Genomic DNA, 25,787 nt, shown 5'->3' with positions numbered 1-25,787 from the left:
TTTACTTCGCTTTTATTTTCTAATTTAGAAGAAATTTATATCTTTAAAAAAAAATAAGAAAAATGAAAAAATTGCAATTTATAATTACACTACTCGCTTTTTTAGCCTTCAATATGCAAGTAAAAGCTCAAAATTCTAATTTACCTCGAAACGCAAAACCAGGAATATGCTACGAACGATGTTTTGAGTATGACAAAAAAATTGAATGGAAAGAGGTTAAATGTTCAAAAGTTAAGCAAGAAAAATCAAAAAAAGAACTTGTAAAATGTGAACAAGATAAAATCAAATTAAAAAAATATCAAGAGAAATTAAAATCTCTTGGCTATGATGTTCAAGTAACAGGACGTATTAATAATAAGACCGTAAATGCACATCATCAGTATTTAAAAAAACAAAAAAAAGCTGCTAAAAGAAAACGAAAATTAGAAAGAAAACAGCAGAGAAAACTCAGAAAATAAAAATCAAAAAGAGAAACTATCAATCCTCCCCTATTTCAAAAATATGTGAGGATTTTTTAATGCTATTTTATACACTAAATTTATAAATTTTTACCTCTCAATAAAAGCTTTCGATATTCTCGAACTCGCAATTTTTGCTGAAATATAGCCTAATATTGAAATTGTAAACATAACAACTAATAAATTTGTCCATCTAAATTCTACAGGATACGCTAAATTTTGAGTAATCATAAAAAGTTCGTAACGCTGCTGAATTATCACTAATAAAACACCTAAAATAAGACCGATAAACATTCCTACAAGCGTCAATAAAAAACCTTGTAAGACAAATATCTTTTTTATTTCCTCAATACTAGCGCCTAAATTATAGAGCGTTTTTAGATTTTTTCGCTTATCAATAATCATCATAATAATAGAACCGATTACATTAAATAACGCAATGGCAATTATCAAAGTGAAAATTAAATACGAAATAAAATTTTCGGTATTAATTACTTTATAATACAACGCATTTAATTGCGCTCTGGTTTTTACTTCAAAATTTGTACCTAAATTTTGTTGTAATTTCTGTTGAAAATCATCTAAATCAACAGTTGGTTGTAGTTTTAATTCAATCCCTGAAATTTGATTTTCATCATAATTTAACAACTCTTGCGCTAAAGATAATTCTGTAAAAACGTATTTATTCTGAAATTCTTCTGAACCTGAATACGCCCCGATAACCTGTGTCGATACTGACCGAAAAGCATTATTGACATTTATAAATCCCTTACCAGGTTTTGGTACTAAAATTTGCAGTGGTTCCCCAAAATTTAACACGCTTAAGGATAATTTATACGAAATTCCGTAGCCAATAACCGCTGTATTTTTATAGGTAGCATCTAGCCAAGTACCAACAGTTAAAAGTGAATCAACCGAAATTATGCCGTTATAATCATCATCAACTCCCTTAATATAAGCTACTTGACTTTTATCTTTATATTTTAAAAACACTCGCTCTTCAATAACTTTTGAAACTGTTTTTATTTCTGAATGCTCGATTAATTTTTGATGAACAGTATCAGAGTACTTAAATGATTTCCCTTGTGCGCTCGTTATTTTGATATCAGGATCAGAGGCATTTAACATCGAATCGCTAAAGGTTCGTAATCCTGAAAAGCCTGATAAAATCACAAACAACGCCAAAGCCCCAACAACAACTCCAAAAACTGCTATAAATGTAATAATATTTATAGCGTTGGTGCTTGTTTTTGAAAACAGGTATCTTTTAGCGATGTATAAGGAAAATTTCAAGTTTTAATAAATTTTAAGAATCATAAGAGTCAAAGTATGTAAAACTTACTTAACGTTTTTGACGACGTGGCAATACATCTGGATTTTGAATTGGATCTACATCTTCACCTTTTAACGATTTGTCTATTTCTTCAATATAGTCTAAACTATCGTCTCCAAAAAACAATAATTCTGGCATTCTTCTTAATTGATTTCTAGTACGTTTTGCTAATTCATGACGAATTAATGGCGTATTAGACACCACTCCTTGTACGATTTCATCTCTTTTATCCGAAGGGAAAACGCTTAAATATACCTTAGCGACTCCTAAATCGGCGGTTACCGAAACTTTTGATACCGATATAATTACACCTTTCATTCCATCTTGTGCTGCACGTTGCAACACATCTACTAAATCTTCTTGCAAAACTCCTGCAATTTTCCGTTGTCTATTCGTTTCTTCCATGTGGCAAATTTAAGGATAAAATTACGGAGTGTAAATTTTATTTTTCATCAGTTAAAAAAGGCTAAAAATGCCTTATTTTCATTTGTTATTTTTGATATTACTGCTATAAAATTTTACAAAATTTCACAAAATATTTGTATCTTGCAAAGTCTAAAATTTTTTATTTAAAACACCTTTAAATGTCTAACTCTTTTGAATCTTTTCAAAAACGTCGTTTACAATCTTCGTATATTTCTGTCGTGATTAGTATCGCTTTAGTGTTATTTATGATGGGAGTTTTAGGGTTGATGCTTCTCAAATCGACCAAAGTAGCCAATCATTTTAAAGAAAAAGTAGTAATGACACTCTTTTTAAATGATGATGTTGCTAAAAAAGATATCAAAAAATTTCAAGAAACCCTTGAGAAAGAAGCGTACACCAATAAAATAGTATACGTTACAAAAGCCGAAGCTGCTAAAATTTATAAAGAAGATTTAGGCGAAGATTTTTTACAATTTTTAGGCGATAATCCACTTAAAAACGGGATTGATATTTATTTAAAAGCTGATTTCGTAACGCCTGAAAAAATGGATATTATCAAGAAACAGTTTGATAAAAATAAGCTTGTTGCAGAAATAAATTATGACAAACCGTTGGTTGAATTACTTACCGAAAATATTCAGCGAATTAGTTTTTGGTTATTAGTTTTAAGTGGTTTTTTAGGTTTAATTGTCATTCTTTTGATTAATAGTTCTATTCGATTATCAATTTATTCGAAACGATTTAATATAAAAACGATGCAAATGGTGGGCGCAACGAAAAGTTTTATCCGAAAACCATTTATTTGGCAAAGTATAAAATTAGGATTTTTAGGTGCTATTATTGCTTTATCTGGTTTGGCAATTGTAATTTATTATCTTGATAAAAAAATTCCTAGTTTAGGTTTATTAACTGATTATATTTCTTTAATTTACATTGGTATTGGCGTGTTATCTACCGCTTTTTTCATTACGTGGATAAGCACTTTTTTTGCCACACAGCGTTTTTTAAACTTACGAACAAACGATTTATATTACTAAAATTTTCATGAAAAAAGAGACTCTTTCAAAACAGGATTTAAAATCAGCCCAAAAACCAGTATTTTTATTTGGTAAAAAAAATTATAGTATCATGTTGCTTGGTTTGGCTATTATTGCCTTCGGATTTATTTTGATGGCAGGTGGCGGAAGCGACGATCCAGCTATTTTTAATGCCGAGATTTACAGCTGGCGTAGAATTCGTTTTGCACCAACATTGGTAATTATCGGGTTGGGTATTGAAATTTATGCTATTTTAGCCAACCCTAAAAAATAAGCATGAATTTATTAGAAGCTATTATCCTTGGTATTATCCAAGGGCTTACCGAATTTTTACCTGTATCATCCAGCGGACATTTAGAACTGGCAAAAGCCATTTTAGGTGATACCTCTATACCTGAAGAAAGTTTAACTTTTACAGTCGTTTTACATTTTGCAACAGCATTAAGTACGTTGGTTGTTTTCAGAAAAGAAGTTGCTGAAATTTTCAGTGGATTATTTCAATTTAAATGGAATGATGAACTTAAATTTTCTTTAAAAATTATTATTTCGATGCTTCCAGCAGTAATTATTGGATTAGTATTTGAAAAACAATTAGCATCTTTTTTTGGCGGAAAAATATTACTTGTAGGAGTTATGTTATTAGTTACCGCTGTTTTATTATTATTTGCCGATAAAGCAAAAAACACCAATAAAGAAGTTTCATTTAGTAATTCATTAATTATCGGGATTTCGCAAGCAATTGCGATGTTACCTGGAATTTCTCGTTCTGGAGCCACGATTTCAACTTCGGTTTTATTAGGAATTGATCGTAGTAAAGCAGCTCGATTTTCATTTTTAATGGTCGTTCCACTTATCTTTGGAAAAATAGCAAAAGATTTTCTTGGTGGCGATATTAATTTTCAATCTTCGGAAATCATACCAATATCTGCAGGTTTTATTGCGGCTTTCCTTTCAGGTTTAGTTGCCTGTAACTGGATGATTGCTTTAGTTAAAAAAAGTAAATTATCTTATTTTTCAATATATTGTGCTGTTGTCGGGATAATCGCTATTGGATATTCTTTATTCTTTTAATTTTTTTTCAAATTATTTTTAAGTATGAAAACACTAGAAGATTATCAAAATGGACACGTTTTATTAATTGATAAACCCTTAGAATGGACCTCTTTTCAGGTCGTTAATAAATTGCGTTGGCATATAAAACAACGCTTTAACATCAAAAAAATAAAAGTTGGGCACGCTGGAACTTTAGATCCGTTAGCAACAGGTTTACTGATACTTTGCACGGGTAAAAAAACCAAAATTATTGACCAATATCAAGCGCAAATAAAAGAATATACGGGAACAATCACCTTAGGAGCAACAACGCCTAGTTATGATTTAGAAACCGAAATAAATGAAACTTTTGCTACCGAACATATTTCTGAAGCATTAATTCACAAAACGACCCAACAATTTACGGGCATAATTCAACAAAAACCGCCTATTTTTTCAGCCATCAAAAAAGAAGGTGTACGCTTATATGAATTAGCAAGAAAAGGAGAAACTACCGAAATTAAAACACGAGAAATTACGATTCCTGTTTTTGAAATCACTAAAATTGATGGCAATAATCTTGATTTTAGAGTTGTTTGTAGTAAAGGAACTTATATTCGTTCTTTAGCATATGATTTCGGAATTGCTTTAAATTCTGGCGCACATTTATCAGCATTAAGAAGAACTAAAATTGGTGATTTTCATGTAAATAACGCCGTAAGTATTGATGAATTTATAGCAAATTTATCAGAATAATTAAAAAACTCGAATGGCTATTTTAATTAGCGATTCGAGTTTTTATTTTATCAAAAAAGTTAAAAAAAGCGAAAATTACGCTTTCTTTTTCTTTAAAAATCGACTGTACCAACTTTCAGAAATTGGTACTTCCCAATGATTTTCTAATTCTTGTTTTGTTTCAATTAAATTATCAAAAACAATTGTTTTTTCCGTTACCGCTTTATTTTTAATTAACTGTTTAAAGTCCTTTAATTCTTTATATTGCGTGTATTCGCCTTGCTTAAAACATACATTCATTCTATCTAATAATTCCACTTCATACTGCGCTTGTAATTGTAGAATAAAACCAACTTGGGTATCAATATCGGCATTTGATAACACTGAATTTTCATCTGCTGAAAAAATAATAAATCGATTATACTTTATTTCAAAAGAGGCTTTAAAATTTTCATCATCCGATTTCCAACCTTCGATAAATGTTTTTAATTGCTCATTTAATCCTTCAATTTCTTGTGGATAAAATTTTCTATTACAGGGATAAATCCAAACTTTTGCTTCTTCGGATAACGTATTAAAATTGACTAACATAACGATTGCTGGTTTTAAAGTGCAAAGATACAGAAATGTTATTTTAACAACGACATAAGATTTTCTTGAAGATTTACGCCTTTATTTTTATTGTACCAAACCTGTAACGATTCTTTAAATTCTGCATCTAATGCTCCGTGTTCTTTTTTGTAATCGGCAACCATTTTGGTCGCAATTTCAGGTCTTGGACCCCAAGTTCCGATGACTTCATTATTGGTATCTAAGGCAATTAATTTCGGAATTGAGCGTCCTCCATTGGTTAAAAAAGCGTCCATTAAAGCTAGATTTTCATCTCTTAACACTATTTTTAATTGAATTTGTTCATTTTCTGATGCCATTTTATGGATAACAGGTAAATTTTGCGCGGCATCGCCACACCAACTTTCAGATAAAACCAACCAAGTTTGTGGTGCTTTCACTGTTTTTATTTTTGCTAAAACCTCATCAGTTAATTTGATGGTTTTATCCAAACGTTTCATTCGTTTATCGTTTAACACACTGTAATTTAACAATTCCTCGGATTGATTTTCACCAGTTGATTTGCCTTTTTCTAGCAAATTTTTCACTAAATCTCGATATTCATGATATGAAATTCCTTTTGCTAAACTATTTGCTATCACTTCTTTCATTTTGATAAATTATTTATTTTACAAAGATATTACAAAGATATTTCTTTCTATTTAAATTGTTCGTAATGTAAGTTACATTGCTAAAAATTGTATTTTTATGGTTTTAATTTTATGTTGATGAAACACCTTTTATATTTCTCACTTTCTTTTATATTGATGATTTTTTCTTGTAAAAAAGAAGGAACTACAAAAAATACACTTGTTGAAAAAACAGGCATGAATGGTAGCGTTAAACATTTAAAATATGTTCAATTAAACAAAAACGCTATTAAAGAAATAAAAGACTGGGAAGAGTATTTTATTATTGCTGATTTGCTCAAACAATTAGAACAAACGACACCTACCGAAGCTTTAAATAATGCGATAGAATTAAAAGAACTGACTAAAAATTTAAAAGATAGTTTAGCAATTGAAACACTTAAAACGCCTGCTTTTAAAGCGCGTATGAATGTTTTTGAAAATGAAGTTTTACGACTTGCTGATATGACATATATTCCTGCAATTAGTTCAAGGGAGATAAATATTGAAGTCGCTAAAATACTGTTACTTTTTGGAAGTATCAATAATAAAATAAATACCGTATACACGCAAAAACAATTTAACGAAGAAATTAATTTAGATAGTCTATTTCAATTTTAAAAAGAATTTAAAGTGCGTTTATGGCTTCATATATTAAATGGCTTTCAAAACCTCGATATAACAGATAATCGGCAATTTTTTTGTTTCTTTTAAAGCTATTTGTTTCAGAAATTACGTTATTTTTTTTAGTAACCAAAGCATATAATGTAGTGATATATTCTTGTTCATCGATTTCTTTTAAAGCCGTTTTTATATTATATGGAGAAATATCTCTAAATTTTAACTCTCTTACAATTCTATTTTTTCCCCATTTTTTTATACGAAATTTCCCTCTTGCAAAACTTTTAGCAAAACGCTCTTCGTTTAAAAAATTATCTTTTAGTAAACTCAACAAAATCAGTTCTCGAACTTCAGGAACAGCATTATATTCTTTTAATTTTGCTTCCACTTCTTTATGACAACGGTCTTGATATACACAATAAAATTCTAATTTTCGTTGTATTTCTTTCACTGTAAAACCTTGTTTATCCATATAAATTTATCTAAAAATATTGACAAAATATTAAAATTCAAAATAACATTAAAATAATACCTAAAAAAAGAGAGTTGAAAAATTATATTTCCAACTCTCTTTAACTGTTAACTCTCTTTGACTCTTAACTTTCTTTAATTTTCTTTAATTTTATGATTCTTAAATAATCATTTAAAAAATTAAAATACTACATTTTTGTTTTCAACCACATTTTGAACTTCGTGATTAAAAAGAATAAAATTGGCACTGCAATTAAGGTTAAAAAAGTAGCAATTAATAATCCATAAATTACCGTCCAGGCTAATGGACCCCAGAAAATTACGTTATCTCCTCCAACATATATGTGCGGATTTAACTCTGTTAATAAGGTGAAAAAATTAATATTTAATCCTGTTGCTAATGGAATTAATCCTAAAATAGTGGTAATTGCCGTTAATAATACGGGACGTAAACGTGCTTTTCCTCCCTTTACAATGGCTTCGTTTAATACGGAAACTTCTAAAAATTCATCTTCCTCTAAGTTACGTGCCGATTTTTCTCTATCAATTAATAATTGGGTATAATCCAACAATACAACACCGTTATTTACCACAATTCCTGCTAAGGAAATAATTCCCATCATGGTCATCATAATTACAAATGACGAACCTGACGCTACAATTCCTCCAAAAACACCAATCAAACTTAAAAAGATTGCCAACATAATAATTCCAGGTTTTGACACCGAATTAAATTGGAAAATCAAAATCAAGAAAATTAATCCTAATCCAGAGAAAAAAGCGCCCATTAAGAAACTCATTTGTTTGTTTTGTTCTTCAATTTGCCCTGTATAATCAACTTTTATTGTTTTTGGTAATTCTGGAAATGATTTCATTTCATTTTGAATTTTATCAACAATCGCGGAAGCATCAGTATAACCAGGAGCTAGGGCAGAATATACCGTAACTACACGTTTTACATTTTTGTGTTTAATGGCACTAAATCCTGAAGTATTACGCTGTTTTGCCACTGCGGAAACAGGTATCGATTTAAGTTCGCCTGTTGCCATATCTTTAAAAGTAATGGTTTGATTGAAAATCGCACTTGAGTTGTAACGATTTTCTTTATTAAAACGAACATAAATATCATAATCATCGCCATCTTCTTTATAGATTCCTGCTTTTGTTCCAAAGATAGATGTACGTAATTGTTTCCCAATTTGGGAAGTACTTATTTTTAGTTCTCCTGCTTTTTTTCTATCGACATCAATTAACATGGTTGGTTTTGATTTATTAACATCGATTTTGAGTTCTGCGATTCCAGGAATTGATTTTGTATTGATAAAATCACGCATTTTCTCGGCAGTAACGATTAAAGCATCATAATCATTTCCTTCTAGTTCGATATTAATTGGATATCCTGCAGGAGGTCCTACGGGATCTTTTTCTACGGAAATTGATAACCCAGGATAAATCCCTGTTAAAGCATCTGTTACTTTCTTTTTAAGTACTTTACTATCGCGTCCTTTTCGATATTTATATTCTCGCATGGAAGCGACAATTTTTCCACGATGTGGCATTTCAGCAACTGAACCGCCATCAGTTTGTGGATTTCCAGACCCTGCTCCTACTTGTGCAATCGAACTTTCCACCATAAAATTATGGGTTCCGTCCATATCCATATACATATCTTCATTTAATACTTTAGAAACTCGTGTTTCTAAATTTTTCATGATAGCATTTGTTTTTTCAATATCTGTTCCTTGCGGATATTCAACATAAACCACAATTTTATTGGGTGTATTATCAGGAAAAAACTCAATTTTAGTTCGCTTACTTTTTACAGAAGCTCCAAAACCGATAAATGCTACAAAGAGCAAAATAATGGTTACTACGGTGATTCCGTAAGGTCTCCATCCTTTTAAAGAACCACGAATTGTTCTTTCGTAAAAGCGTTCCCAGTAAGGCAATATTTTATTTTGAAAAGCATTTGCCATCGGGCGTAATGCGTAACGATATATCCAAAAATTGATGGCAGCAAAAATCAATAAGGTTCCTAAGGGTCGAATCGCTCCTCCAAAAATTACAATTAAAATTCCGAGTATACCAAGCACTAATGTAATGCGAATAATCTTTCTTAAAGGCATTGCTTTATCATCGGTACTCATAAATTGTGATACCATTACCGAATTAAAAAAGATGGCCACAAACAATGATGATCCTAAAACTACCGATAAAGTAATTGGAAAATAAATCATGAATTGTCCCATTGTTCCTGGCCACATTCCTAAGGGAATAAATGCTGCTACGGTAGTCGCTGTCGATATTATAATTGGAAAAGCAATTTCTCCGATTCCCATTTTTGCCGCTTCCAAGCGCGACATTCCTTCTTCATCCATCAAACGATATACGTTTTCAACGACCACAATACCGTTATCAACTAGCATTCCGAGTCCCATAATTAATCCGAATAAAATCATGGTATTCATGGTGTAGCCCATTAAATGTAAAATCATTAAAGACATAAACATCGACATCGGAATTGCAAAACCTACAAATAACGAGTTTTTAAATCCTAAGAAAAACATCAAGACAAGCACTACTAAAAGCACTCCGAAAATAATATTATTTACTAAATCATCAACTTGACCAATAGTTTTTGAAGATTGGTCATTGGCAATGGTAACTTTTAAATTTTTAGGAAAAATTTGTTGTTGGGTATGTGCTACAATTTCTCTAATTTTTTCGGTAGCGGTTACCATATTTTCTCCTGCTCTTTTTTTAACGTCTAGCATCACTACTTGCTGACCAAATTCACGAGCGTAGGTGGTTTTATCTTTATCTTTAAAAGACACTGTGGCAACATCTTTTAGATAAATCGAATTTCCTTTTTCTGATTTCACCACAAAATTTTCCAATTCTTTAGGTGAATTAACTTCTCCTAAAATACGCAATGTTCTACGTTGTCCGCTGGTGATAATATTTCCTGCTGACATGGTTACATTTCCTGATTGAATGGCTTGAAGAATATCATTAAAGCTAATTTTAGCGGCCATCATTTTATAAATATCTACGGCAACTTCTACTTCTTTATCTTCTGCTCCTCGAATAGATGCTTTTTTTATTTCGGATAAATCTTCTATTTCATCTTGTAGAATTTCGGCAAATTCTTTTAATTGACGAACGGTATAATCTCCAGAAATATTGATATTTAGAATTGGTGTTTCTTCTGATATATTTAATTCAAAAACATTGGGAGATACTTTTGCTCCGTTAAAAGTCGGCCAATCTTCGGATGAAACTTCTTCATCAATTTCATCTTTTACTTTTTGTTTTGCTTCTTCGATGGTAATTTTATCGTCAAATTCAACGGTAATCATCGACACATCTTCTTGTGAAGTTGATGTAATTTCAGTCATATTACTAACTGATTTTAATCTATCTTCTAACGGATCTGTGATTAATTTCTCAATATCTTCGGCGGTATTTCCTGGATAAATAGAACTAACATAAATTTTAGTATCTTTTATTTCTGGGAAATTTTCTCGTGGCATATCTATAAATGCGGCAATTCCTGCATATAGGATAATTGCCATCATCACATAAATAGTGGTTTTATTATTGATTGCCCACGATGATAATGCAAATTCTTTATCTACGTGTTTCTTTTTTTTATTTTTTTCAGACATAATTCTATTTTTATTGATGAATTAATTTAAAATCTGAACTTGTTGTCCATTTTGCACACTACGCGCTCCTTCCATAATAATTTTATCGCCAGTTTTGATACCTTTTAAAACTTCCACGACATCACCTTGTGTTTTTCCTGTGGTAATAATTATTTGTTTGGCTGTACCTAATAGCTCTTTTGAATTTTGTCTTGATTCTTCTTTTAAATCTGTAACGACATAAAGATATTGCTCGCCTTTAGCGTTTTCAGAAATGATACTTTGTGGAATTAGCAAGGCTTCATTATTGGTATAATCGTTAATTTTCAATTTTGCGGTTAGGTTTGGTTTGATATTTTTCGCTTTATTATCCACAGCAACCTCGACATTAAAAGTCCGATTTGCAGGATTGATAAAATTTCCTGCCTGACGTACTGTTGAAGTCATTTTTTCGCCCAATACTGGAAATTCGATTTCAACATTTTTACCTTTTTTAATAGTACTGATATAACTTTCAGGCACGGCAGTTTCGATATACATTTTAGAAAGATTTACAATTCTAAAGATTTCTGATTTTGCACCAGGAGCAACAATTACGCCTTGTTCTTTAATTACGTCATCAATAATACCTGAAAACGGTGCTTTTATGATTGATTTTCCGAGTTGTTTTTTAAGTTGCGTTACGGCATTTTTTTGAGCTTCGAAAGTTGTTTTTGCTTGTAGGAATTGTATTTCCGAGCCAATTTTCTGATTCCACAAACGTTCTTGACGTTCATACGTTGTTTTTGCTAGTGCTGTTTGAATTTCAATTTGCGCTAATTTATTCGATAAACCGGCGTCATCAATTTTGGCTAATGCTTGTCCTTTGACTACCGATTGTCCTTCTTTAACATAAATTTGGACTAATTGCCCTGCCATTTCAGGATATATGAGTACATTTTGTTTTGTTTTTACATCTCCTTGTAATTCTAAATAATGATTAAAAACCGTTTTATTTGCTGATACGACAGTAATTAATGGTACTTTTTTAGAAGTATCTAGCGTTGCAATTTTAGCATCTAATGCTTTAATGCTTTCTGATAATTTTTGAATTTCGCTATTTAAGGTTGTTTTTTTGGCACGAATTTTAGTTAAATCATTGGACGCTAACACTTTTTCTAGGGAGTGTTTTTTATTTCCTGAACAGGAAGCTAACAGTAGTGTTATTGCGATTAGTGAGTATATTTTTTTCATTTTTATTTTTTATATTTTTTATTTTAGATGTTTTTTATTTTACGGGAATATTTAATGCGTTTTCTAGCTGTGCTTTTTGGGTGATAACTTTTAGCATCGATTGCACATAATTATTTTGTTGTCTGTATAGTTGATTTTGTGCTTGTGATAATTCAAAACTAGAAGAGATTCCTTCAAAAAACTTAATTTGTTGTTTTTTTTCGATTCTTTGTGCTAGGGCTAAATTTTTAGTGGCAGTTTGAAAACTTTCGATACTTAATTGATAATTACTTTTAGCGGTTTTTGCTTGTAATTTTAGTTGTTCTTTAATTTGATTTGTTTTAATTTGAGCGCTTTCGAGTTCAATTTTTGCTCTTGCTGTTTTGGCGTGTCTTCCGAAACTACTAAAAATAGGCACTTTTAATTTTACACCTAACATGGAATAATCGAACCATTTTTGGGATGTATTTGTAAAATTAAAATCATCAGCATTGGCATTTGCACCGTAATTGACAAAGGCAGATAAGGTTGGTAATGCTTTACTTTGTTCGAGTTTCATTAACAATTCTTTACTTACTTTTTCATTTTCTGCCATTTTAAAATCGATATGTTTATCGACATTAAAGATTTTTGTCAGCAAATTTAAGTCGGTATTTGCAACGACCAAATCATCTAATGAATCGGTTATTTTGATAGGATGATTTACCGTATTTCCTAAAGAAATATTTAGCATTTGATACGCAATGCTTTTCATTCTTTTAGTATTTCTGTAATTATTTTCAATTGTTCCGAGCGTTATTTGTAGTTGTTCTACGTCTTCTAATTCGGTTAAACCGTTGTCGTATATTTTTTGAGTTTCATATAAATTTTGTTGAACGACCTTTTTATTTCGTTCTAAAATTCCGAGCATTTTTTCAACGACTAATATATTTCCGTAGGAATTAATGACGGCTTCTCTTGTGGTTAGTTCGGTTTTTTCTTTAGCTTGTTCCGATATTTTCAAATATGTTTTAGCTGATTGTAAACCAACAATATAAGAGCCATCAAAAATTAATTGTGATACTGTAACATTGGCATTTACAGTTTGTTTCGTACCAAATTTAACGGGTATGAAACCGCCTTTTTCTCCTCCTGTAATTTCTGCGGGGAGCAATGAAACTTGTTGTTTGAGCCAGTTTTGATAATCGACATTTCCATCAATTTGTGGTAACCCGATGGTTGTTGTTTCCCATTTTCGTTGTTTAGCGGCCTTGATATTATTTACGGCTATTTTATTTTGATAATTATTTTTAATAGCATATTCAATGGCTTCTTGCATTGATAAATTAAGTTGTTCTTGAGCAAACAGAAAACCTGAGCAAAAGATTATAAATACACTAGACAGGTATTTTTTCATGGTTATTTTTTTTTTGATAGATGATTTTATTGATGATTTTTATTGATACTATTTACTTGTTTTTCTAGTTCTTTCAATCCTTTTTCGGTGGCGATTGCTCTTATATGATATTCTAAAATTTCATATTCTACTTTCATTAATTCTTGTGTTTGATTTCCATAGATTTCGGTTTCAAAAACGCCAAAAATCAAGGTAAAATAGAAGTTAACGGCAAATTCTATATTTATATTTGGTCGATAAAATCCTTGTGCAATACCTTTTGTGAGGTTATCAATATTACAGTTTTTAAAGATACAAACTTCTCGTGCTACTAAATTAGAATATGTTTCAGGATAATATTTTTTTAATTGATACATTGGTGAAGTTTTCGCATTTTTAAACATTTCTTTAAAGATTGCTTTTACTGCAAATTCTTCTTCAATGGCGTTATATCCTTGTTTTTTTATGCGATTAATTTCCTGACTTACAGAAAGATGAAGTCTAGAAGCACTTGCTTCAACAAGTATCGCTTTACTTGAAAAATATTTATATAATGTTTTTTTTGATATTCCTAATTCACTTGCAATATCATCCATTGTTACACTTTTAAACCCTAGATTTAAAAATAATTCTCCTGTTTTATTTAAAATTTTATCTCTCATACTGCTCATAATAGTTTGCAAATATAAAACAGGAAACTTTAAAAACAATAAAAGTTTCCTTCGTTTTAATTATTTTTTAACATTCGTTTAGAGCTAGAATTATTGTTTATCTTATTTTTACAAAAAATTTAAGATTTGGACATACTAAAATATCAATCAGACTTTTTATCGTATTTACGTACTAAAAAACTAGTAAAAGAGCCTAAAAACCTCTATGAACCAATCGATTACATTCTTCAAATCGGGGGAAAAAGGATTCGTCCAATGCTAACACTTATGGCTTCGGATATTTTTTCTGGAGATTATAAAAAAGCCATGCCAGCTGCATTAGCGGTTGAAGTTTTTCATAATTTCACGTTGGTTCACGATGATATTATGGACGATGCTCCTTTAAGAAGAGGGCATAAAACAGTTCATGAAAAGTGGGATATTAATACGGGAATTTTATCTGGTGATGCGATGTTAATTTTGGCGTATCAATATTTCGAAAACTACGAACCGATTGTTTTTCAAAAATTAGCAAAATTATTCAGCAAAACAGCTTTAGAAGTTTGCGACGGTCAACAATTAGATGTTGATTTTGAAACCAGAAACGACGTTACTATTGCAGAATATATTAAAATGATAACGCTAAAAACGTCTGTTTTAGTAGCTGCTGCTTTAAAAATGGGAGCGATTGTCGCTGATGCGAGTGAAGAACAAGCCCAACATTTATATAATTACGGATTAAATTTAGGTATTGCTTTTCAATTGCAAGATGATTATTTGGATACTTATGGAAATCCTGAAAATTTCGGAAAGCAAGTTGGTGGTGATATTATGGAAAATAAAAAAACCTTTCTTTATTTAAAGGCATTAGAAGTTTCAAATACTTCGGATAAAGAAAAATTACTACAATTTTATAGTAAAAAACAAAAAAATAATACGGAAAATAACATCGAAAAAGTAGGAACTGTTTCGGCTATTTTCACCAGAAATAATATCCCTAAATACACGCATCAACTTATTGAATATTACACGAATAAGTCGTTTGAGAGCCTTGCTTATTTAAAGATTAGTCAACAAGCAAAAGACGGACTTCTTATGTTTGGTAAAAATTTAATGAGTAGAAAAGTTTAAAAAAAACTTTTTTATTTAAAAAAAGATGTTATTTTTGCAATCCTAATTAACCGGTCCTATAGCTCAGTTGGTTAGAGCACCTGACTCATAATCAGGTGGTCCCTGGTTCGAGTCCAGGTGGGACCACAAAAACCATCCTTTTAAGGATGGTTTTTTTATTAAACCCCCTTTAGATACTAGCTTTTTACTTTTTTTGATAAAAATAAATATCAATTAATATCATTCTTTTATATACTGGTTATCTACCCGTTTTGAATATTGTTATACCAAATTTTGTTTGTACGTTTGTGTAAATAGAGATACTTACAGCCATGAACAAAACGAGATTTACCACGATTTACAACCGAAAAAAACACCTAAATAAAAAAGGTACTGCATTAATTCAAATAGAATGCTATTTAAACGGTTCGCATAAATATTTTACTACAAAAATTTATATTGAGCCTAAATTTTGGAACAAAAGAAGCCGAAACATTAAAACAGATTTCCCAAACGCAATAAAATTAAATAAACAAATTTCTGAAACTTTGAGGGACTTAGAGAATTTTGAACTTGACAAAATAAACAAAGGAGAATCTTTTAATTTGAGTATGCTAAACGATTTCTTTACAAAGCCAACGGTAAAAAGTTTTACCGAGTTTATGGAAATAGAAATTGAAAACATAAACAGCACCAAAGGAACAAAGGCAAATCAATTGGCGACCTTAAAAAAATTAAAAGAATTTAAAAAAGTAATTTCTTTTGAAGATATGACTTTCGAGTTTTTATATGATTTTGATATTTTTCTAAAAAAATATACTATTAAGTATAAAAACATTCCTAGTAAAAAACTAGCTCAAGGTACTATTTCTAAGTATTTTAAGAATATCAAAAGATTTGTAAATTTAGCCATTAATAAAGATTTGATGGAATTACAAAAGTATCCGTTTAGGAAATTCAAAATAAAACAAACCGAGGGCAAAACCGTATATTTAACACCATCAGAAATAGAATGTTTTGAAAATGTAGCATTAACCAACGAAAATAAAAAATACGAAACTGTAAGAGATTTATATATTTTTTCTGTTTATACAGGTTTACGTTACGGCGATATTTTCAGCCTACAAAAAAAAGATATTGTAAGTATAAAGGGCAAAGATTGGATTATTAAAACAATGGAAAAAACAGGCAAAGAAATACGCATTCCTATACATTTGATGTTTAACGGTAAACCTAAAAAGATTTTAGATAAACACAATAATTTTAAAAGCGTTTTTTGTTTCAAACATTTAACCAATCAATACTGCAACCGCCAATTAAAAGAAATAGCTAAAATAGCACAAATACAAAATAAAAATATAACGTTTCACACGGCAAGGCACACCACCGCTACATATTTACTACATAAAAAAGTAGCAGTAACAACAGTACAAAAGATTTTAGGACACCAAAAACTAGCAACAACGCAAATTTATGCCCACGTAATGGATGAAACCCTAGAAGACGAAATGACAGCCGTTAATTTTTAAAATAAAAACCTAAACAATCTTTTAATTTATTACATAAAAAACCCTATCCAACTTTGGACAGGGTTTTTTTATTGGCTCTTTGTTTCCGTGTGCAAAATTTATTTGCCCACAGGTAAAACAAACGATTTAAGCAATTTTATAAATACAAGTATCTACTTATACAATAATGATTTATTAAACGCTTAAAAAATACTACTGCTACAAATTAAGCGATAAAAGGGTAATTGTAAATGCTAAAATTTCATAACTTTGCCCAAAAAACAAAAGTATTTTTTTATACAATTTGTTTGAATAAAATTAGTAGATATATTTAAACTATGAATATAACAGAATTTAAAAAAACTTAATAAAAAATAAACACTATGGCAGTATCAAAAATGACAATGCTACTGGATTTAAGTGCTAAACTTTTTGGAGGAAAACTCCAAAAACTACAAAGCAAATTTGATAAATTTGCAACTAAATCGGGTATAAAATTAGATAAATTAAGCTTAAAGTTTAAAGGGCTTTTTGACCAAATGCCAAAGCTAGGCATGGCAATAGACTTATTTAAAAATCCGTTAGCATTAGCCACCGCAGGAATAATGGGGCTAGGTATTGCCTTTGGTGGGCTCTCCTCCAAAGGCATAGAAGCCGCCGAAAAGTTTGACACCGCTTTTTTGCCCATCAAACAATTAAATTTAGATAAATCAATAGAGCAGTTAGAGGGCTATCGTTCCAAAATTAGAGATGCCGCTTTTGATATTGGTACAAATCTTAGCGATTCCACAAATGCAATGTACGATTTACAATCTGCTACAGGTTTATATGGTAAAGATGCTATTGATATTTTTAAAAAAGTAGGACGTTACTCTCAAGCAACAGGTGCTGATTTGGGTGATTCGATGAACTCCACTACAAAAGCAATGAAAGCCTTTGGTATTGGCGTTGGCGGTATTGATGCTTTATTAACGTCAAACGCTAAAACCGTGCAAACCGCTATTGTTACTTTTGATGAACTAGCCAAAGTACAAACGGAATATGCGGGTGCAACAAGTGCCGCAGGGCAAAGTGTTGATATTGGTAATAAGGTTTTTGCTATGTTTACGTCTATTAATAAAAATGCTGATATTGCAGCAGGCCAAACAAAAAACTTTTTTGATGGTTTAGGGGCTCAAGGTTCAAAAATAAAGAAAGAACTAAATATTGATATATTTGGCGTAGATGGCAAAATGAAAGATGCCGATAAATTATTACTTGATATTAGTCAGAAGTTTAAAAATATGACGGATAAAGAAATAACTGATACCATTAATAAAATTGGAGGTCCCGAAGGATTACGTACAGCATTAGCAAAAGTAAAAATTGGAGCTGATGATATGATTAAAACTTTTAATGACTTTGATAGCTCAAAATTTAACCTATCTGATGCCTTAAAAAATGCAGAAGGCGATTTTGGTAAAATAAAAGAAATGTTTAGCAATAGGCTTGAGGCGGTATTTTCTAAAATAGGCGATAAAATAATACCGATATTATCTAGTGTATTTGGTTATTTGGCAAAGGTTTTGAACTTTATATACGAAAATTTCAGCACGATAGAATCAATGTTTCAGGCACTTGTTATAGGGGTGGGAACATATATTGGTTTACTTGGCGTGTTAGAAATTCAATCTTTATTAGCGGCTGCTAGTTCCGTAACATTATCGGGGGCTTTGGGTTTTGTTAAAATAGGCTTATACGCTATACAAACCGCTATTTACTCAATACCTATTATCGGTTGGATTGCTGGATTTGTTGCTTTAGTTGTAATGGCAATTAAATATTTTGATTCATGGGGTGCCACGGTGCTTTCTTTTTTGGGTCCTATCGGAATGTTAATCAGTTCTTTTGTATTAGTACATAAACATTGGGATAATATTGTAAATGCTTTTAAATCTGATGGTATTATTGGAGGTTTAAAACGTATTGGAATTGTATTGTTGGATGTTTTATTGCGTCCGTTAGAAGGTATTTTAAAAGTAGCAGCAATGTTACCTGGTATTGGTAAATATGCAAAAAGTGGATTATCTCAAATACAAGACCTCCGTAAAGATTTAAACTTAACTCCTCCAGAAGAAGATAAGGAAACGGAAAGCGGAAAAGAAGCCACAAAAACAGATTTATACGGAAATCCAATTAAACCAGTAGGAAATACCGACCCTAAAAATATACTAACTAAACAAGTTACTAAAGTTGTAGGCGATGCCAAACAAACTCGCAATATTTCAATTACTATTGATGCTTTAAATAAAGGTGGTATCAATTTAAAAGGTGGTGCAACTCAAGGAATGACTTTGCAAGATGTAGAAAATTGGTTTAACGAAGCCATGATGCGAGTTGTACGAAATGCTGAAACAAGTTAATTTTTAAAATAAAAACCTAAACAATCTTTTAATTTATTACATAAAAAACCCTACTGAAATTTCAGCAGGGTTTTTTTATTGGCTCTTTGTTTCCGTATGCAAAATTTATTTGCCCACAGGTAAAACAAACGATTTAAGCAATTTTATAAATACAAGTATCTACTTATATAATTATGATTTATTAAACGCTTAAAAAATACTACTGCCAAAAATTAAGCTATTAAACAGTAATTTATAAAGCCTAAAATTTAACAAACCATTACTACTAAAAACCACTATTTTATTTTAGTTATTTTTGCTATATAGAAATACTCACTTACATACCACAAAATGATTAAAAAAAGCAAAATAACAGTAAAAAGGTTTTTTAATAAACAAGTAAATGGTATAACTGTTTATAAAGATATTGAAGAAAAAGGACATCCTTTGTATTATACAATAACTTATAAAAGAAAAACACAAAAGGTTAAAAGTATGACAAATGCAGTAATGACTGAAAAAGCCTTTAATTATTTAGAAGAAAATAATAAGCCTTTAAATTTTGAAACTAATTATTTGCCAAACGCAATAACAAGTCCTCAAATATTAAAAAATGAATTATCTTTTATTTATAAAGCCGTTAAGTATATTGTAGAAAATGAGAATAGCGAGGATATTTACGATAGTTTTTTTAAAGATAGGTTAAAAAGGTTTTTTAGCAATTTAAAAGATAGTTTGTATTCTATTGGATGGAATAGATACAAGCACGTAATTAATTCTGAAAATGACTTTTTTAAAGAAAGTAAAGATATATTGTTATTTGATGAAAAATATAATAATTTAAAAGAAAACCCACATTTACAGCAACAATTTTATTACAGTTTTAATAGAGAAAACAATTTAATTTATAATTTAAACACTATGAACGAGGTTTTAAATATTGATTTAGAACCTTATATCTTTAGAGATACTGTAAAAATGTGGCACGTAATTAATTTAATTAATATTGTGTATTCAGATACTATTTGTATTGATTTTATTATTAATTACAATGAAAATAAAATAATAGAAAAATCAAAAGAATATAAACTTCCCTTAACTACAAAAGAAATAAAAACAGCTTGTAATATCCTAAAAGAAAAGGTTTTAATATTTCTTTAAAATAATTTACATAAACAAAACTATAAAAATGTTTGATTAACTAAAACATTTTTGTAGTTTTGCGATATGATTTAATTATTATTGATTTTAAAATGTTTGAATCATTCAATCAAATTACATTTAAACTATGAATATATCAGAATTAAAAAAACAGCTACCAGCCCACGGAATTAACGAAATTTCTAAACTTTCGGGGCTTCACATTGCTACTGTTAATCGTTTTTTTTACGGTGGAAAGGTAAAAAGTGAAACCGAAATGAAATTAATTACAGCAACAACCGACTTTTTTAAATCAGAAAAAGAACGTAAAGCCAACGCCTTAAAGGAACTTAACGAGGTTGTAAATTCCTAAAAACAAACCGCCCCAGCGTAAAAAAATCCAACAAAATAAATACTTTCCTACACCTTTTTAAACTAGAAACCAACAAAATAAAACTTCTCACAGTAATTTTTTAAACAATAGAGATACTTACAATTATGAAACATTTTACGGAATTCTTAGAACACCAAAACACGAATACAATTGAATTATCAAAAACAGCATCCAAACTGTTTTTTGATATTGAAAAAGAGCAAATGGCGTTTGATTGTCTTCAAGATAAATTAACCTATTTACAAATTGAAATAGATAATATTTTTGATTTATCCGAAGAAGATTTAGAAGATTTTACAGGCGACCAATACGACCAAATAATGATACAAAGCCGAAAAATGGGCGACAATTGTTATTTCTTAAAAATTCTTATGGAAGAAAAAGAGGTTTTTATTTCTGATAAAAAAAAGGAACTTGTAATACTTCAAAATAAGATACTAGAACTTGTAAAAGCGACCCCTAGCAATGAATTTAAAGCAATTCAAGAAAGTAACGAACAAAACAGCATCTTTATAAGAGAAACCGCTAAACACTTAGCAAACTCTTATAATTATGATTTTAACCAATAGAGATACAAACAATTATGAGTACAGAAAAACAAACCCCAGTAATTACCGAAATAAATACGGAACTTTTAAAACGTTCAAGAGGTCTTTTAGATGGTTTTACACAAAACCCAAAAGGAGATAGTAACATCAGCATAAACTTAGAATTTTGGAATTATGCGAGTTTAGGGCATAACATCGAAAGTTTATTAAATGCAATGTCAATTAGTTGCGAACCTGAAAACAGTTTAGAGGTTAATGATATTCAAAATGTTGCTTTAATTACTAAGCAATTAGTGGATAAAATACCACTTGAATTTTTAGATAGGCTATTGATAAAAGAAGATTATAATCAAGAAAATTTTAAAAATATTGAAAATCTGTAATTATGAAAAATATTTTCAAAGTTGAAAAAGTAAATATTGTTAGTAGCAATTTAGATTTTTTACAGGTTAAGATTAGAATATCAATCTTTAATAAAATTGTTTTCAGTTATTTTTTAGGTTCTGAAACATCATTTAAAAATCATTTAAACACTCTTTAAATTATGGATAATAATATAGTATTTGTATCAGTTCCATTGCAAGAGTGGACGGACATAAAAAATATGGTTCAAGATATATCTAATTTTTTACAGCAAACAAAAGACAACGGTAAACCCGAAAATCTAACGGTAAAAGAAGCGTGTGAGTTTTTAAGATGTAGTAGAAATACGTTTCAGAAATATATACACGATGGAGATTTAAGCGTAATAAAAGACCAAAATAAGAAGTACAGCAAAGTAACTGTAAAGCGTTCCGAGTTGCACCGATTTGTTGCACAAAGAAGTTCTTTTTAATAGATTTAAAATATTTTTATTGATATGTATTACGAAATAACAACGGACGGAATTTCTAACGAAAATAACGAACCGTATTTTTTAAAATGTAAAAAAAGTCCTTTAGAAGCAATAATTAAGGATTTTAAAAGACTTCTTTTATTAAGAGGTTTAGAGATTCCAACGGATTTAATCGCTAAAAATAACGGTACTGAAATAGTTTTAAAGTATTCGTTTTTAGATTCAGAAACCGAAAAGGAAAAAGTGAAACTTACTTTTAAGGTTTCAAAAAAATATAAGTTTTAATAAAAAGTGTAAAAGCGAAAGTATTAAGCACAAAAAAACCGCCTTACCAGGGGCGGTATTTGTATTTAATACTTACTTAAGGTATTAAATTTAGAGATACTCACACTATAAACAAAACCACCAAGTAATGGATAAAGTAGTAAGTTTTACAAAGATAGTAAAAGAAACCATTAATAAAAGAAAATTATAATGGATTTAATAACACTATCAAAAATAAATCTGATTGATTCAGAAAAAGAAAATATTATAAAAAAGGCAAAATTAAAAAGACGCTTTGATAAAAACAGCGGTAAAGATTTTTTTGAAACTGGAACAGAACGGAATTTAAAAGGCGGTATGTATATCAAAATTGATTTACAAAACAGATTAACAATTAGAGGAAGTTTACACAAATACTACTCTTATAATTTAACAGGTTACGCTACAAATTACGGACGTTTCACAATGGAACAGGCTCGAATAACATTTTTTAGGCTTCTTATAGATAAAGGAGTTGATTACAATAATTTAAAAATCAATGCTTTTGAAATTGGTATGAATTTAATTTTTTCTATTGATGTAATAAATTTTTTAGATTCTTTTATAGCAATTGGAACAGATAGGAACAAAAAAGAAATAATGACAGACCCAAATTATAGGGAAAAAAGATGTAAAACAACCGAAAGAAGTTCTAATATTAGAGTTATTCATAAGATGTACGATAAGGTTTTTGAGATGCTGGAAAAAAGACACAAAGCAATACCATCAGAAAAAAATATTTTGCGAATAGAAACGACAAAAAGAAAGATGAATAATGTTTTAGCAATTGATTTTTTTACGAAAAAAAATTTAAAAGAGGTACAAGACGACTTCTTTAAAATATGGGATTTATTAATATTTGAGCCTACAATAGTAGCACCTAAAGGAACGCATCAAAGTAAGATTAATCTAGTAACAGAAATATATAAGACCACGGCAAAAATAACTTTAAATAAGTATCAACAACTTTTTAAAGATGGCAAAATAACTGCTAAAATGTACCGTAAAACAAGGGAGTTTATTAACAATTGGCACGTACATAAAAAGGTTTATAAATTGGGGCAAAGTGAAATAATGACCTTTTGGGCAACGGCTTACAATACTGAAAAACAGGAACTTAATAAAATATACTTGTAAAGTTTGATACTTATTGATAAAAATATTGTACGTACTGGAAGCTTTAAGCAGTCAGTATATTTTTTTTAACCTACTTGTCTTATACAGTCGATAGACTGCAAACCCCTAAAACATTGACTTATTTACTAAAAAAAGAGCTGACTATTTAGGCATTACTTAAAAAACCCTTATTGATAAAAATATTTGTCAAAGATTATCAGTAAAAGTACAAAACCAATATTATTAATATAAAGCGTAAAAAAAGAGCGATACAAGAAAATCAATAAATTATTACAAGTATTTATATAAATTATATAAAGCGTTAAAAATGATAAAAAGAGTAATACAAGAAAAAAAGGATTTAAAAAAATTAGTACAATTATTACCAAAGTGCAAGATGTGGTTAATGATAAGTTACAAAACAGATAAAAAGATTTATACCGATACTTTGCACCAAAGCGAAATAAGAACCTCCAAAGATTGGATTAAATCAGTACAAAAAATTTTAGTAACAGAACACCGAAAAAATGCACCACCAATTATACTAAGCAGTTACCGTGCAAGATATTTATTAAATAAAATCAATTTAGAAAATGGCATATAATCAGAAAAATCTATATCGTAAAATTATAAGAGTTCAAACAATTGTGTTACAGAAACAATACGAAGATGAAGATATAACTTACAAAGAAATTTATTGGAAGTTTATACAACCCGAGTTTTTAATTTGTTACAGAACGTTTCACTCTTATTTAGGAACGCCCGCAAAAAGAGAATTAAAGAAATTAGAAATTAGTTTAAAAGCTAAAGACGAAATACCAAATCTTTTTAGAAGCTAAAAGAACCGCACCCCCTCCCTTGTTCTTTAATAAAATATATAATTACCGTAAAAGCGTTTAAAATGCTTATTCACCTCATTAGTTTTTTAGCTTTTAAGATTGGTTTTAGTTTGTCAGCTTTCTCAAAAGATTAAAAAAAATAAAGAGTACCAAAACCAAAAAACAAGGCTTTAAAACGTGTTAATCATCATTTAGGGTTATTTGATGTTAATTTTAATTATCATTTTTAAAGCGTTCGCCTTTTGTTTCTGTAAAAGATGTTAATTTCTAAATAATGAAATGTTAATTTTTAAAAGTGAAATTAAAAAATATTACTCTTAAAAAAATGTACTTTTTTTTGATTATGGTACTATCTGAACTACAACTTAATAACATAAACAACTAATAAACAGACTACTTACAAATATATTTTTTTTATTGGTAGATTTTAAGGTAATAAAAAGCGGTTTTTTGTCTATTTTTTTATTTTTTGAGTTAATTATTTTTTAAAAGATTATTTTTTTTTGAATAGTCAAGTTTTCTTTTACAGTTCGATTTTAATATTTTTTTGTAAATACTAACTTTTAAAAATCCAGTAAATCAAAATATTCATTGGCAAACACTCGCATTGCTACTGGAACAACTCCAGTAAATCAAAACATCGATTGATAAATACTCACTTTGCTACTGGAACAGCTCCAGTAAATTAAAATATTCATTGATAAATACTCACTTTTACAGCTCCAGTAAATCAAAATATTCATTGGTAAACACTCGCATTGCTACTGGAACAGCTCCAAAAATAAAAACATTCATTGGTAAATACTCACTTTTATAACTCCAGTAAATCAAAACATTCATTGGCAAACACTCACTTTTACAGCTCCAGTAAATCAAAATATTCATTGATAAACACTCRCATTGCTACTGGAACAGCTCCAGTAAATCAAAACATTCATTGGCAAACACTCACTTTTACAGCTCCAGTAAATCAAAATATTCATTGATAAACACTCACATTGCTACTGGAACAGCTCCAGTAAATCAAAACATCGATTGATAAACACTCACTTTGCTACTGGAACAGCTCCAGTAAATCAAAATATTCATTGGCAAACACTCGCATTGCTACTGGAACAACTCCAAAAATCAAAACATCGATTGATAAATACTCACTTTGCTACTGGAACAGCTCCAGTAAATCAAAACATTCATTGGCAAATACTCACTTTGCTACTGGAACAGCTCCAGTAAATCAAAACATTCATTGGCAAACACTCACTTTGCTACTGGAACAACTCCAAAAATCAAAATATTCATTGGTAAACACTCACTTTTACAGCTCCAGTAAATCAAAACATCGATTGATAAATACTCGCATTGCTACTGGAACAGCTCC

Annotated in this window: 28 protein-coding genes and 1 tRNA gene; 20 read left to right on the top strand and 9 right to left on the bottom strand. The window is 29.7% G+C overall.

Annotated features, from left to right (window positions below; all coding sequences use genetic code 11):
* Window positions 1–62 precede the first annotated feature (62 nt).
* Window positions 63–458 carry a hypothetical protein gene (locus L0U77_RS07365; protein WP_233897894.1) on the top strand — a complete coding sequence of 132 codons (396 nt, stop codon included), beginning with the start codon at window positions 63–65 and terminating at the stop codon, window positions 456–458.
* 90 nt (window positions 459–548) lie between these two features.
* Here the strand turns inward: L0U77_RS07365 and L0U77_RS07360 are convergent, their stop codons facing one another.
* Together L0U77_RS07360 and rbfA are read right to left on the bottom strand one after the other, a co-directional pair.
* Window positions 549–1,751 (bottom strand): ABC transporter permease, encoded by a 1,203-nt coding sequence (locus tag L0U77_RS07360; RefSeq protein WP_233897895.1) that lies wholly within the window; start codon window positions 1,749–1,751, stop codon window positions 549–551.
* A 49-nt stretch (window positions 1,752–1,800) separates the two neighbouring features.
* Entirely contained in the window at window positions 1,801–2,196 is a 396-nt protein-coding gene (gene rbfA, locus L0U77_RS07355; protein ID WP_101917766.1) for a 30S ribosome-binding factor RbfA, read from the bottom strand.
* A 179-nt stretch (window positions 2,197–2,375) separates the two neighbouring features.
* Here rbfA and L0U77_RS07350 point away from each other — a divergent pair, with 179 nt between their 5' ends.
* The 4 genes from L0U77_RS07350 to truB are packed head-to-tail and all read left to right on the top strand — an operon-like array spanning window position 2,376 to window position 5,042.
* A complete protein-coding gene (locus L0U77_RS07350; protein ID WP_101917767.1) occupies window positions 2,376–3,254 on the top strand; it encodes a cell division protein FtsX in 879 nt (292 codons plus the stop codon).
* 7 nt (window positions 3,255–3,261) lie between these two features.
* The gene (locus tag L0U77_RS07345) at window positions 3,262–3,528 is read left to right on the top strand and encodes a DUF3098 domain-containing protein (protein WP_233884594.1); all 267 of its coding nucleotides are present in this window, start codon (window positions 3,262–3,264) and stop codon (window positions 3,526–3,528) included.
* Window positions 3,529–3,530: 2 nt separating this feature from the next.
* A complete protein-coding gene (locus L0U77_RS07340) occupies window positions 3,531–4,325 on the top strand; it encodes an undecaprenyl-diphosphate phosphatase (protein WP_233897896.1) in 795 nt (264 codons plus the stop codon).
* A gap of 24 nt (window positions 4,326–4,349) precedes the next feature.
* Entirely contained in the window at window positions 4,350–5,042 is a 693-nt protein-coding gene (gene truB, locus L0U77_RS07335) for a tRNA pseudouridine(55) synthase TruB (RefSeq protein WP_101917770.1), read from the top strand.
* A gap of 75 nt (window positions 5,043–5,117) precedes the next feature.
* Here truB and L0U77_RS07330 read toward each other — a convergent pair whose 3' ends face one another.
* A complete protein-coding gene (locus L0U77_RS07330) occupies window positions 5,118–5,612 on the bottom strand; it encodes an ABC transporter ATPase (protein WP_233884599.1) in 495 nt (164 codons plus the stop codon).
* A 38-nt stretch (window positions 5,613–5,650) separates the two neighbouring features.
* Window positions 5,651–6,241: a thioredoxin family protein gene (locus L0U77_RS07325; protein WP_233897897.1), complete on the bottom strand. Its 591-nt coding sequence runs from the start codon at window positions 6,239–6,241 to the stop codon at window positions 5,651–5,653.
* Window positions 6,242–6,358: 117 nt separating this feature from the next.
* On the opposite strand from L0U77_RS07325, the gene L0U77_RS07320 reads away from it, so the two are divergent.
* A complete protein-coding gene (locus tag L0U77_RS07320) occupies window positions 6,359–6,880 on the top strand; it encodes a hypothetical protein (protein ID WP_233897898.1) in 522 nt (173 codons plus the stop codon).
* 7 nt (window positions 6,881–6,887) lie between these two features.
* Here the strand turns inward: L0U77_RS07320 and L0U77_RS07315 are convergent, their stop codons facing one another.
* From L0U77_RS07315 to L0U77_RS07295, 5 genes are all read right to left on the bottom strand, one after another.
* A complete protein-coding gene (locus L0U77_RS07315) occupies window positions 6,888–7,352 on the bottom strand; it encodes a regulatory protein RecX (protein ID WP_233897899.1) in 465 nt (154 codons plus the stop codon).
* Window positions 7,353–7,539: 187 nt separating this feature from the next.
* Window positions 7,540–11,019 carry an efflux RND transporter permease subunit gene (locus tag L0U77_RS07310; protein WP_233900185.1) on the bottom strand — a complete coding sequence of 1,160 codons (3,480 nt, stop codon included), beginning with the start codon at window positions 11,017–11,019 and terminating at the stop codon, window positions 7,540–7,542.
* A 21-nt stretch (window positions 11,020–11,040) separates the two neighbouring features.
* On the bottom strand, window positions 11,041–12,231 hold the full coding sequence (locus tag L0U77_RS07305; RefSeq protein ID WP_101917776.1) for an efflux RND transporter periplasmic adaptor subunit: 1,191 nt from the start codon (window positions 12,229–12,231) through the stop codon (window positions 11,041–11,043).
* A gap of 34 nt (window positions 12,232–12,265) precedes the next feature.
* Window positions 12,266–13,606, bottom strand: coding sequence for a TolC family protein (locus tag L0U77_RS07300; protein WP_233897901.1), 1,341 nt, complete (start codon window positions 13,604–13,606; stop codon window positions 12,266–12,268).
* A gap of 26 nt (window positions 13,607–13,632) precedes the next feature.
* Window positions 13,633–14,247 (bottom strand): TetR/AcrR family transcriptional regulator, encoded by a 615-nt coding sequence (locus tag L0U77_RS07295; RefSeq protein ID WP_233884606.1) that lies wholly within the window; start codon window positions 14,245–14,247, stop codon window positions 13,633–13,635.
* A 135-nt stretch (window positions 14,248–14,382) separates the two neighbouring features.
* Here L0U77_RS07295 and L0U77_RS07290 point away from each other — a divergent pair, with 135 nt between their 5' ends.
* From L0U77_RS07290 to L0U77_RS07225, 14 genes are all read left to right on the top strand, one after another.
* The gene (locus L0U77_RS07290; RefSeq protein ID WP_233897902.1) at window positions 14,383–15,366 is read left to right on the top strand and encodes a polyprenyl synthetase family protein; all 984 of its coding nucleotides are present in this window, start codon (window positions 14,383–14,385) and stop codon (window positions 15,364–15,366) included.
* A 52-nt stretch (window positions 15,367–15,418) separates the two neighbouring features.
* Window positions 15,419–15,492 (top strand) — tRNA-Ile (locus L0U77_RS07285).
* 185 nt (window positions 15,493–15,677) lie between these two features.
* Window positions 15,678–16,874, top strand: a complete 1,197-nt coding sequence (locus L0U77_RS07280; RefSeq protein ID WP_101907584.1) for a site-specific integrase — start codon at window positions 15,678–15,680, stop codon at window positions 16,872–16,874.
* A gap of 362 nt (window positions 16,875–17,236) precedes the next feature.
* The gene (locus tag L0U77_RS07275) at window positions 17,237–19,255 is read left to right on the top strand and encodes a phage tail tape measure protein (RefSeq protein WP_233900960.1); all 2,019 of its coding nucleotides are present in this window, start codon (window positions 17,237–17,239) and stop codon (window positions 19,253–19,255) included.
* A gap of 330 nt (window positions 19,256–19,585) precedes the next feature.
* Window positions 19,586–20,395 carry a hypothetical protein gene (locus L0U77_RS07270; RefSeq protein WP_233900959.1) on the top strand — a complete coding sequence of 270 codons (810 nt, stop codon included), beginning with the start codon at window positions 19,586–19,588 and terminating at the stop codon, window positions 20,393–20,395.
* A gap of 127 nt (window positions 20,396–20,522) precedes the next feature.
* On the top strand, window positions 20,523–20,747 hold the full coding sequence (locus L0U77_RS07265) for a hypothetical protein (protein ID WP_101914943.1): 225 nt from the start codon (window positions 20,523–20,525) through the stop codon (window positions 20,745–20,747).
* Window positions 20,748–20,872: 125 nt separating this feature from the next.
* A complete protein-coding gene (locus L0U77_RS07260; protein ID WP_233900958.1) occupies window positions 20,873–21,337 on the top strand; it encodes a hypothetical protein in 465 nt (154 codons plus the stop codon).
* A gap of 14 nt (window positions 21,338–21,351) precedes the next feature.
* Window positions 21,352–21,699 carry a late promoter transcription accessory protein gene (locus tag L0U77_RS07255; protein ID WP_233900957.1) on the top strand — a complete coding sequence of 116 codons (348 nt, stop codon included), beginning with the start codon at window positions 21,352–21,354 and terminating at the stop codon, window positions 21,697–21,699.
* Window positions 21,700–21,860: 161 nt separating this feature from the next.
* Window positions 21,861–22,151 carry a helix-turn-helix domain-containing protein gene (locus L0U77_RS07250; protein ID WP_233900956.1) on the top strand — a complete coding sequence of 97 codons (291 nt, stop codon included), beginning with the start codon at window positions 21,861–21,863 and terminating at the stop codon, window positions 22,149–22,151.
* A gap of 24 nt (window positions 22,152–22,175) precedes the next feature.
* Window positions 22,176–22,436: a hypothetical protein gene (locus L0U77_RS07245; RefSeq protein ID WP_233900955.1), complete on the top strand. Its 261-nt coding sequence runs from the start codon at window positions 22,176–22,178 to the stop codon at window positions 22,434–22,436.
* 189 nt (window positions 22,437–22,625) lie between these two features.
* A complete protein-coding gene (locus L0U77_RS07240) occupies window positions 22,626–23,591 on the top strand; it encodes a hypothetical protein (RefSeq protein ID WP_233900954.1) in 966 nt (321 codons plus the stop codon).
* Window positions 23,592–23,898: 307 nt separating this feature from the next.
* Window positions 23,899–24,174, top strand: coding sequence for a hypothetical protein (locus tag L0U77_RS07235; protein ID WP_101914949.1), 276 nt, complete (start codon window positions 23,899–23,901; stop codon window positions 24,172–24,174).
* Entirely contained in the window at window positions 24,164–24,409 is a 246-nt protein-coding gene (locus L0U77_RS07230; protein ID WP_233900953.1) for a hypothetical protein, read from the top strand. Before L0U77_RS07235 ends, L0U77_RS07230 begins: the two co-directional genes overlap by 11 nt.
* 1,088 nt (window positions 24,410–25,497) lie before the next feature.
* Window positions 25,498–25,787 (top strand): hypothetical protein (locus L0U77_RS07225; RefSeq protein WP_233900952.1); only part of this gene is annotated, 290 nt, incomplete at its 3' end.

Origin of the sequence: Tenacibaculum piscium, from assembly GCF_021390715.1 — a bacterium.
GTDB classification, from domain to species: domain Bacteria; phylum Bacteroidota; class Bacteroidia; order Flavobacteriales; family Flavobacteriaceae; genus Polaribacter; species Polaribacter piscius.
This window is presented reverse-complemented; position numbering and strand designations above follow the sequence as displayed.

Excerpts from the sequence above, each read along its gene's own strand:
- L0U77_RS07350 (WP_101917767.1), top strand. The coding sequence starts at position 2,376 with ATGTCTAACTCTTTTGAATCTTTTCAAAAACGTCGTTTACAATCTTCG.
- L0U77_RS07230 (WP_233900953.1), top strand. The coding sequence starts at position 24,164 with ATGGCATATAATCAGAAAAATCTATATCGTAAAATTATAAGAGTTCAA.
- truB (WP_101917770.1), top strand. The coding sequence starts at position 4,350 with ATGAAAACACTAGAAGATTATCAAAATGGACACGTTTTATTAATTGAT.
- L0U77_RS07340 (WP_233897896.1), top strand. The coding sequence starts at position 3,531 with ATGAATTTATTAGAAGCTATTATCCTTGGTATTATCCAAGGGCTTACC.
- L0U77_RS07280 (WP_101907584.1), top strand. The coding sequence starts at position 15,678 with ATGAACAAAACGAGATTTACCACGATTTACAACCGAAAAAAACACCTA.
- L0U77_RS07270 (WP_233900959.1), top strand. The coding sequence starts at position 19,586 with ATGATTAAAAAAAGCAAAATAACAGTAAAAAGGTTTTTTAATAAACAA.
- L0U77_RS07245 (WP_233900955.1), top strand. The coding sequence starts at position 22,176 with ATGTATTACGAAATAACAACGGACGGAATTTCTAACGAAAATAACGAA.
- L0U77_RS07255 (WP_233900957.1), top strand. The coding sequence starts at position 21,352 with ATGAGTACAGAAAAACAAACCCCAGTAATTACCGAAATAAATACGGAA.
- L0U77_RS07325 (WP_233897897.1), bottom strand. The coding sequence starts at position 6,241 with ATGAAAGAAGTGATAGCAAATAGTTTAGCAAAAGGAATTTCATATCAT.
- L0U77_RS07305 (WP_101917776.1), bottom strand. The coding sequence starts at position 12,231 with ATGAAAAAAATATACTCACTAATCGCAATAACACTACTGTTAGCTTCC.
- L0U77_RS07320 (WP_233897898.1), top strand. The coding sequence starts at position 6,359 with ATGAAACACCTTTTATATTTCTCACTTTCTTTTATATTGATGATTTTT.
- rbfA (WP_101917766.1), bottom strand. The coding sequence starts at position 2,196 with ATGGAAGAAACGAATAGACAACGGAAAATTGCAGGAGTTTTGCAAGAA.
- L0U77_RS07275 (WP_233900960.1), top strand. The coding sequence starts at position 17,237 with ATGGCAGTATCAAAAATGACAATGCTACTGGATTTAAGTGCTAAACTT.
- L0U77_RS07300 (WP_233897901.1), bottom strand. The coding sequence starts at position 13,606 with ATGAAAAAATACCTGTCTAGTGTATTTATAATCTTTTGCTCAGGTTTT.
- L0U77_RS07260 (WP_233900958.1), top strand. The coding sequence starts at position 20,873 with ATGAAACATTTTACGGAATTCTTAGAACACCAAAACACGAATACAATT.
- L0U77_RS07250 (WP_233900956.1), top strand. The coding sequence starts at position 21,861 with ATGGATAATAATATAGTATTTGTATCAGTTCCATTGCAAGAGTGGACG.
- L0U77_RS07365 (WP_233897894.1), top strand. The coding sequence starts at position 63 with ATGAAAAAATTGCAATTTATAATTACACTACTCGCTTTTTTAGCCTTC.
- L0U77_RS07345 (WP_233884594.1), top strand. The coding sequence starts at position 3,262 with ATGAAAAAAGAGACTCTTTCAAAACAGGATTTAAAATCAGCCCAAAAA.
- L0U77_RS07295 (WP_233884606.1), bottom strand. The coding sequence starts at position 14,247 with ATGAGAGATAAAATTTTAAATAAAACAGGAGAATTATTTTTAAATCTA.
- L0U77_RS07265 (WP_101914943.1), top strand. The coding sequence starts at position 20,523 with ATGAATATATCAGAATTAAAAAAACAGCTACCAGCCCACGGAATTAAC.
- L0U77_RS07240 (WP_233900954.1), top strand. The coding sequence starts at position 22,626 with ATGGATTTAATAACACTATCAAAAATAAATCTGATTGATTCAGAAAAA.
- L0U77_RS07330 (WP_233884599.1), bottom strand. The coding sequence starts at position 5,612 with ATGTTAGTCAATTTTAATACGTTATCCGAAGAAGCAAAAGTTTGGATT.
- L0U77_RS07235 (WP_101914949.1), top strand. The coding sequence starts at position 23,899 with ATGATAAAAAGAGTAATACAAGAAAAAAAGGATTTAAAAAAATTAGTA.
- L0U77_RS07310 (WP_233900185.1), bottom strand. The coding sequence starts at position 11,019 with ATGTCTGAAAAAAATAAAAAAAAGAAACACGTAGATAAAGAATTTGCA.
- L0U77_RS07315 (WP_233897899.1), bottom strand. The coding sequence starts at position 7,352 with ATGGATAAACAAGGTTTTACAGTGAAAGAAATACAACGAAAATTAGAA.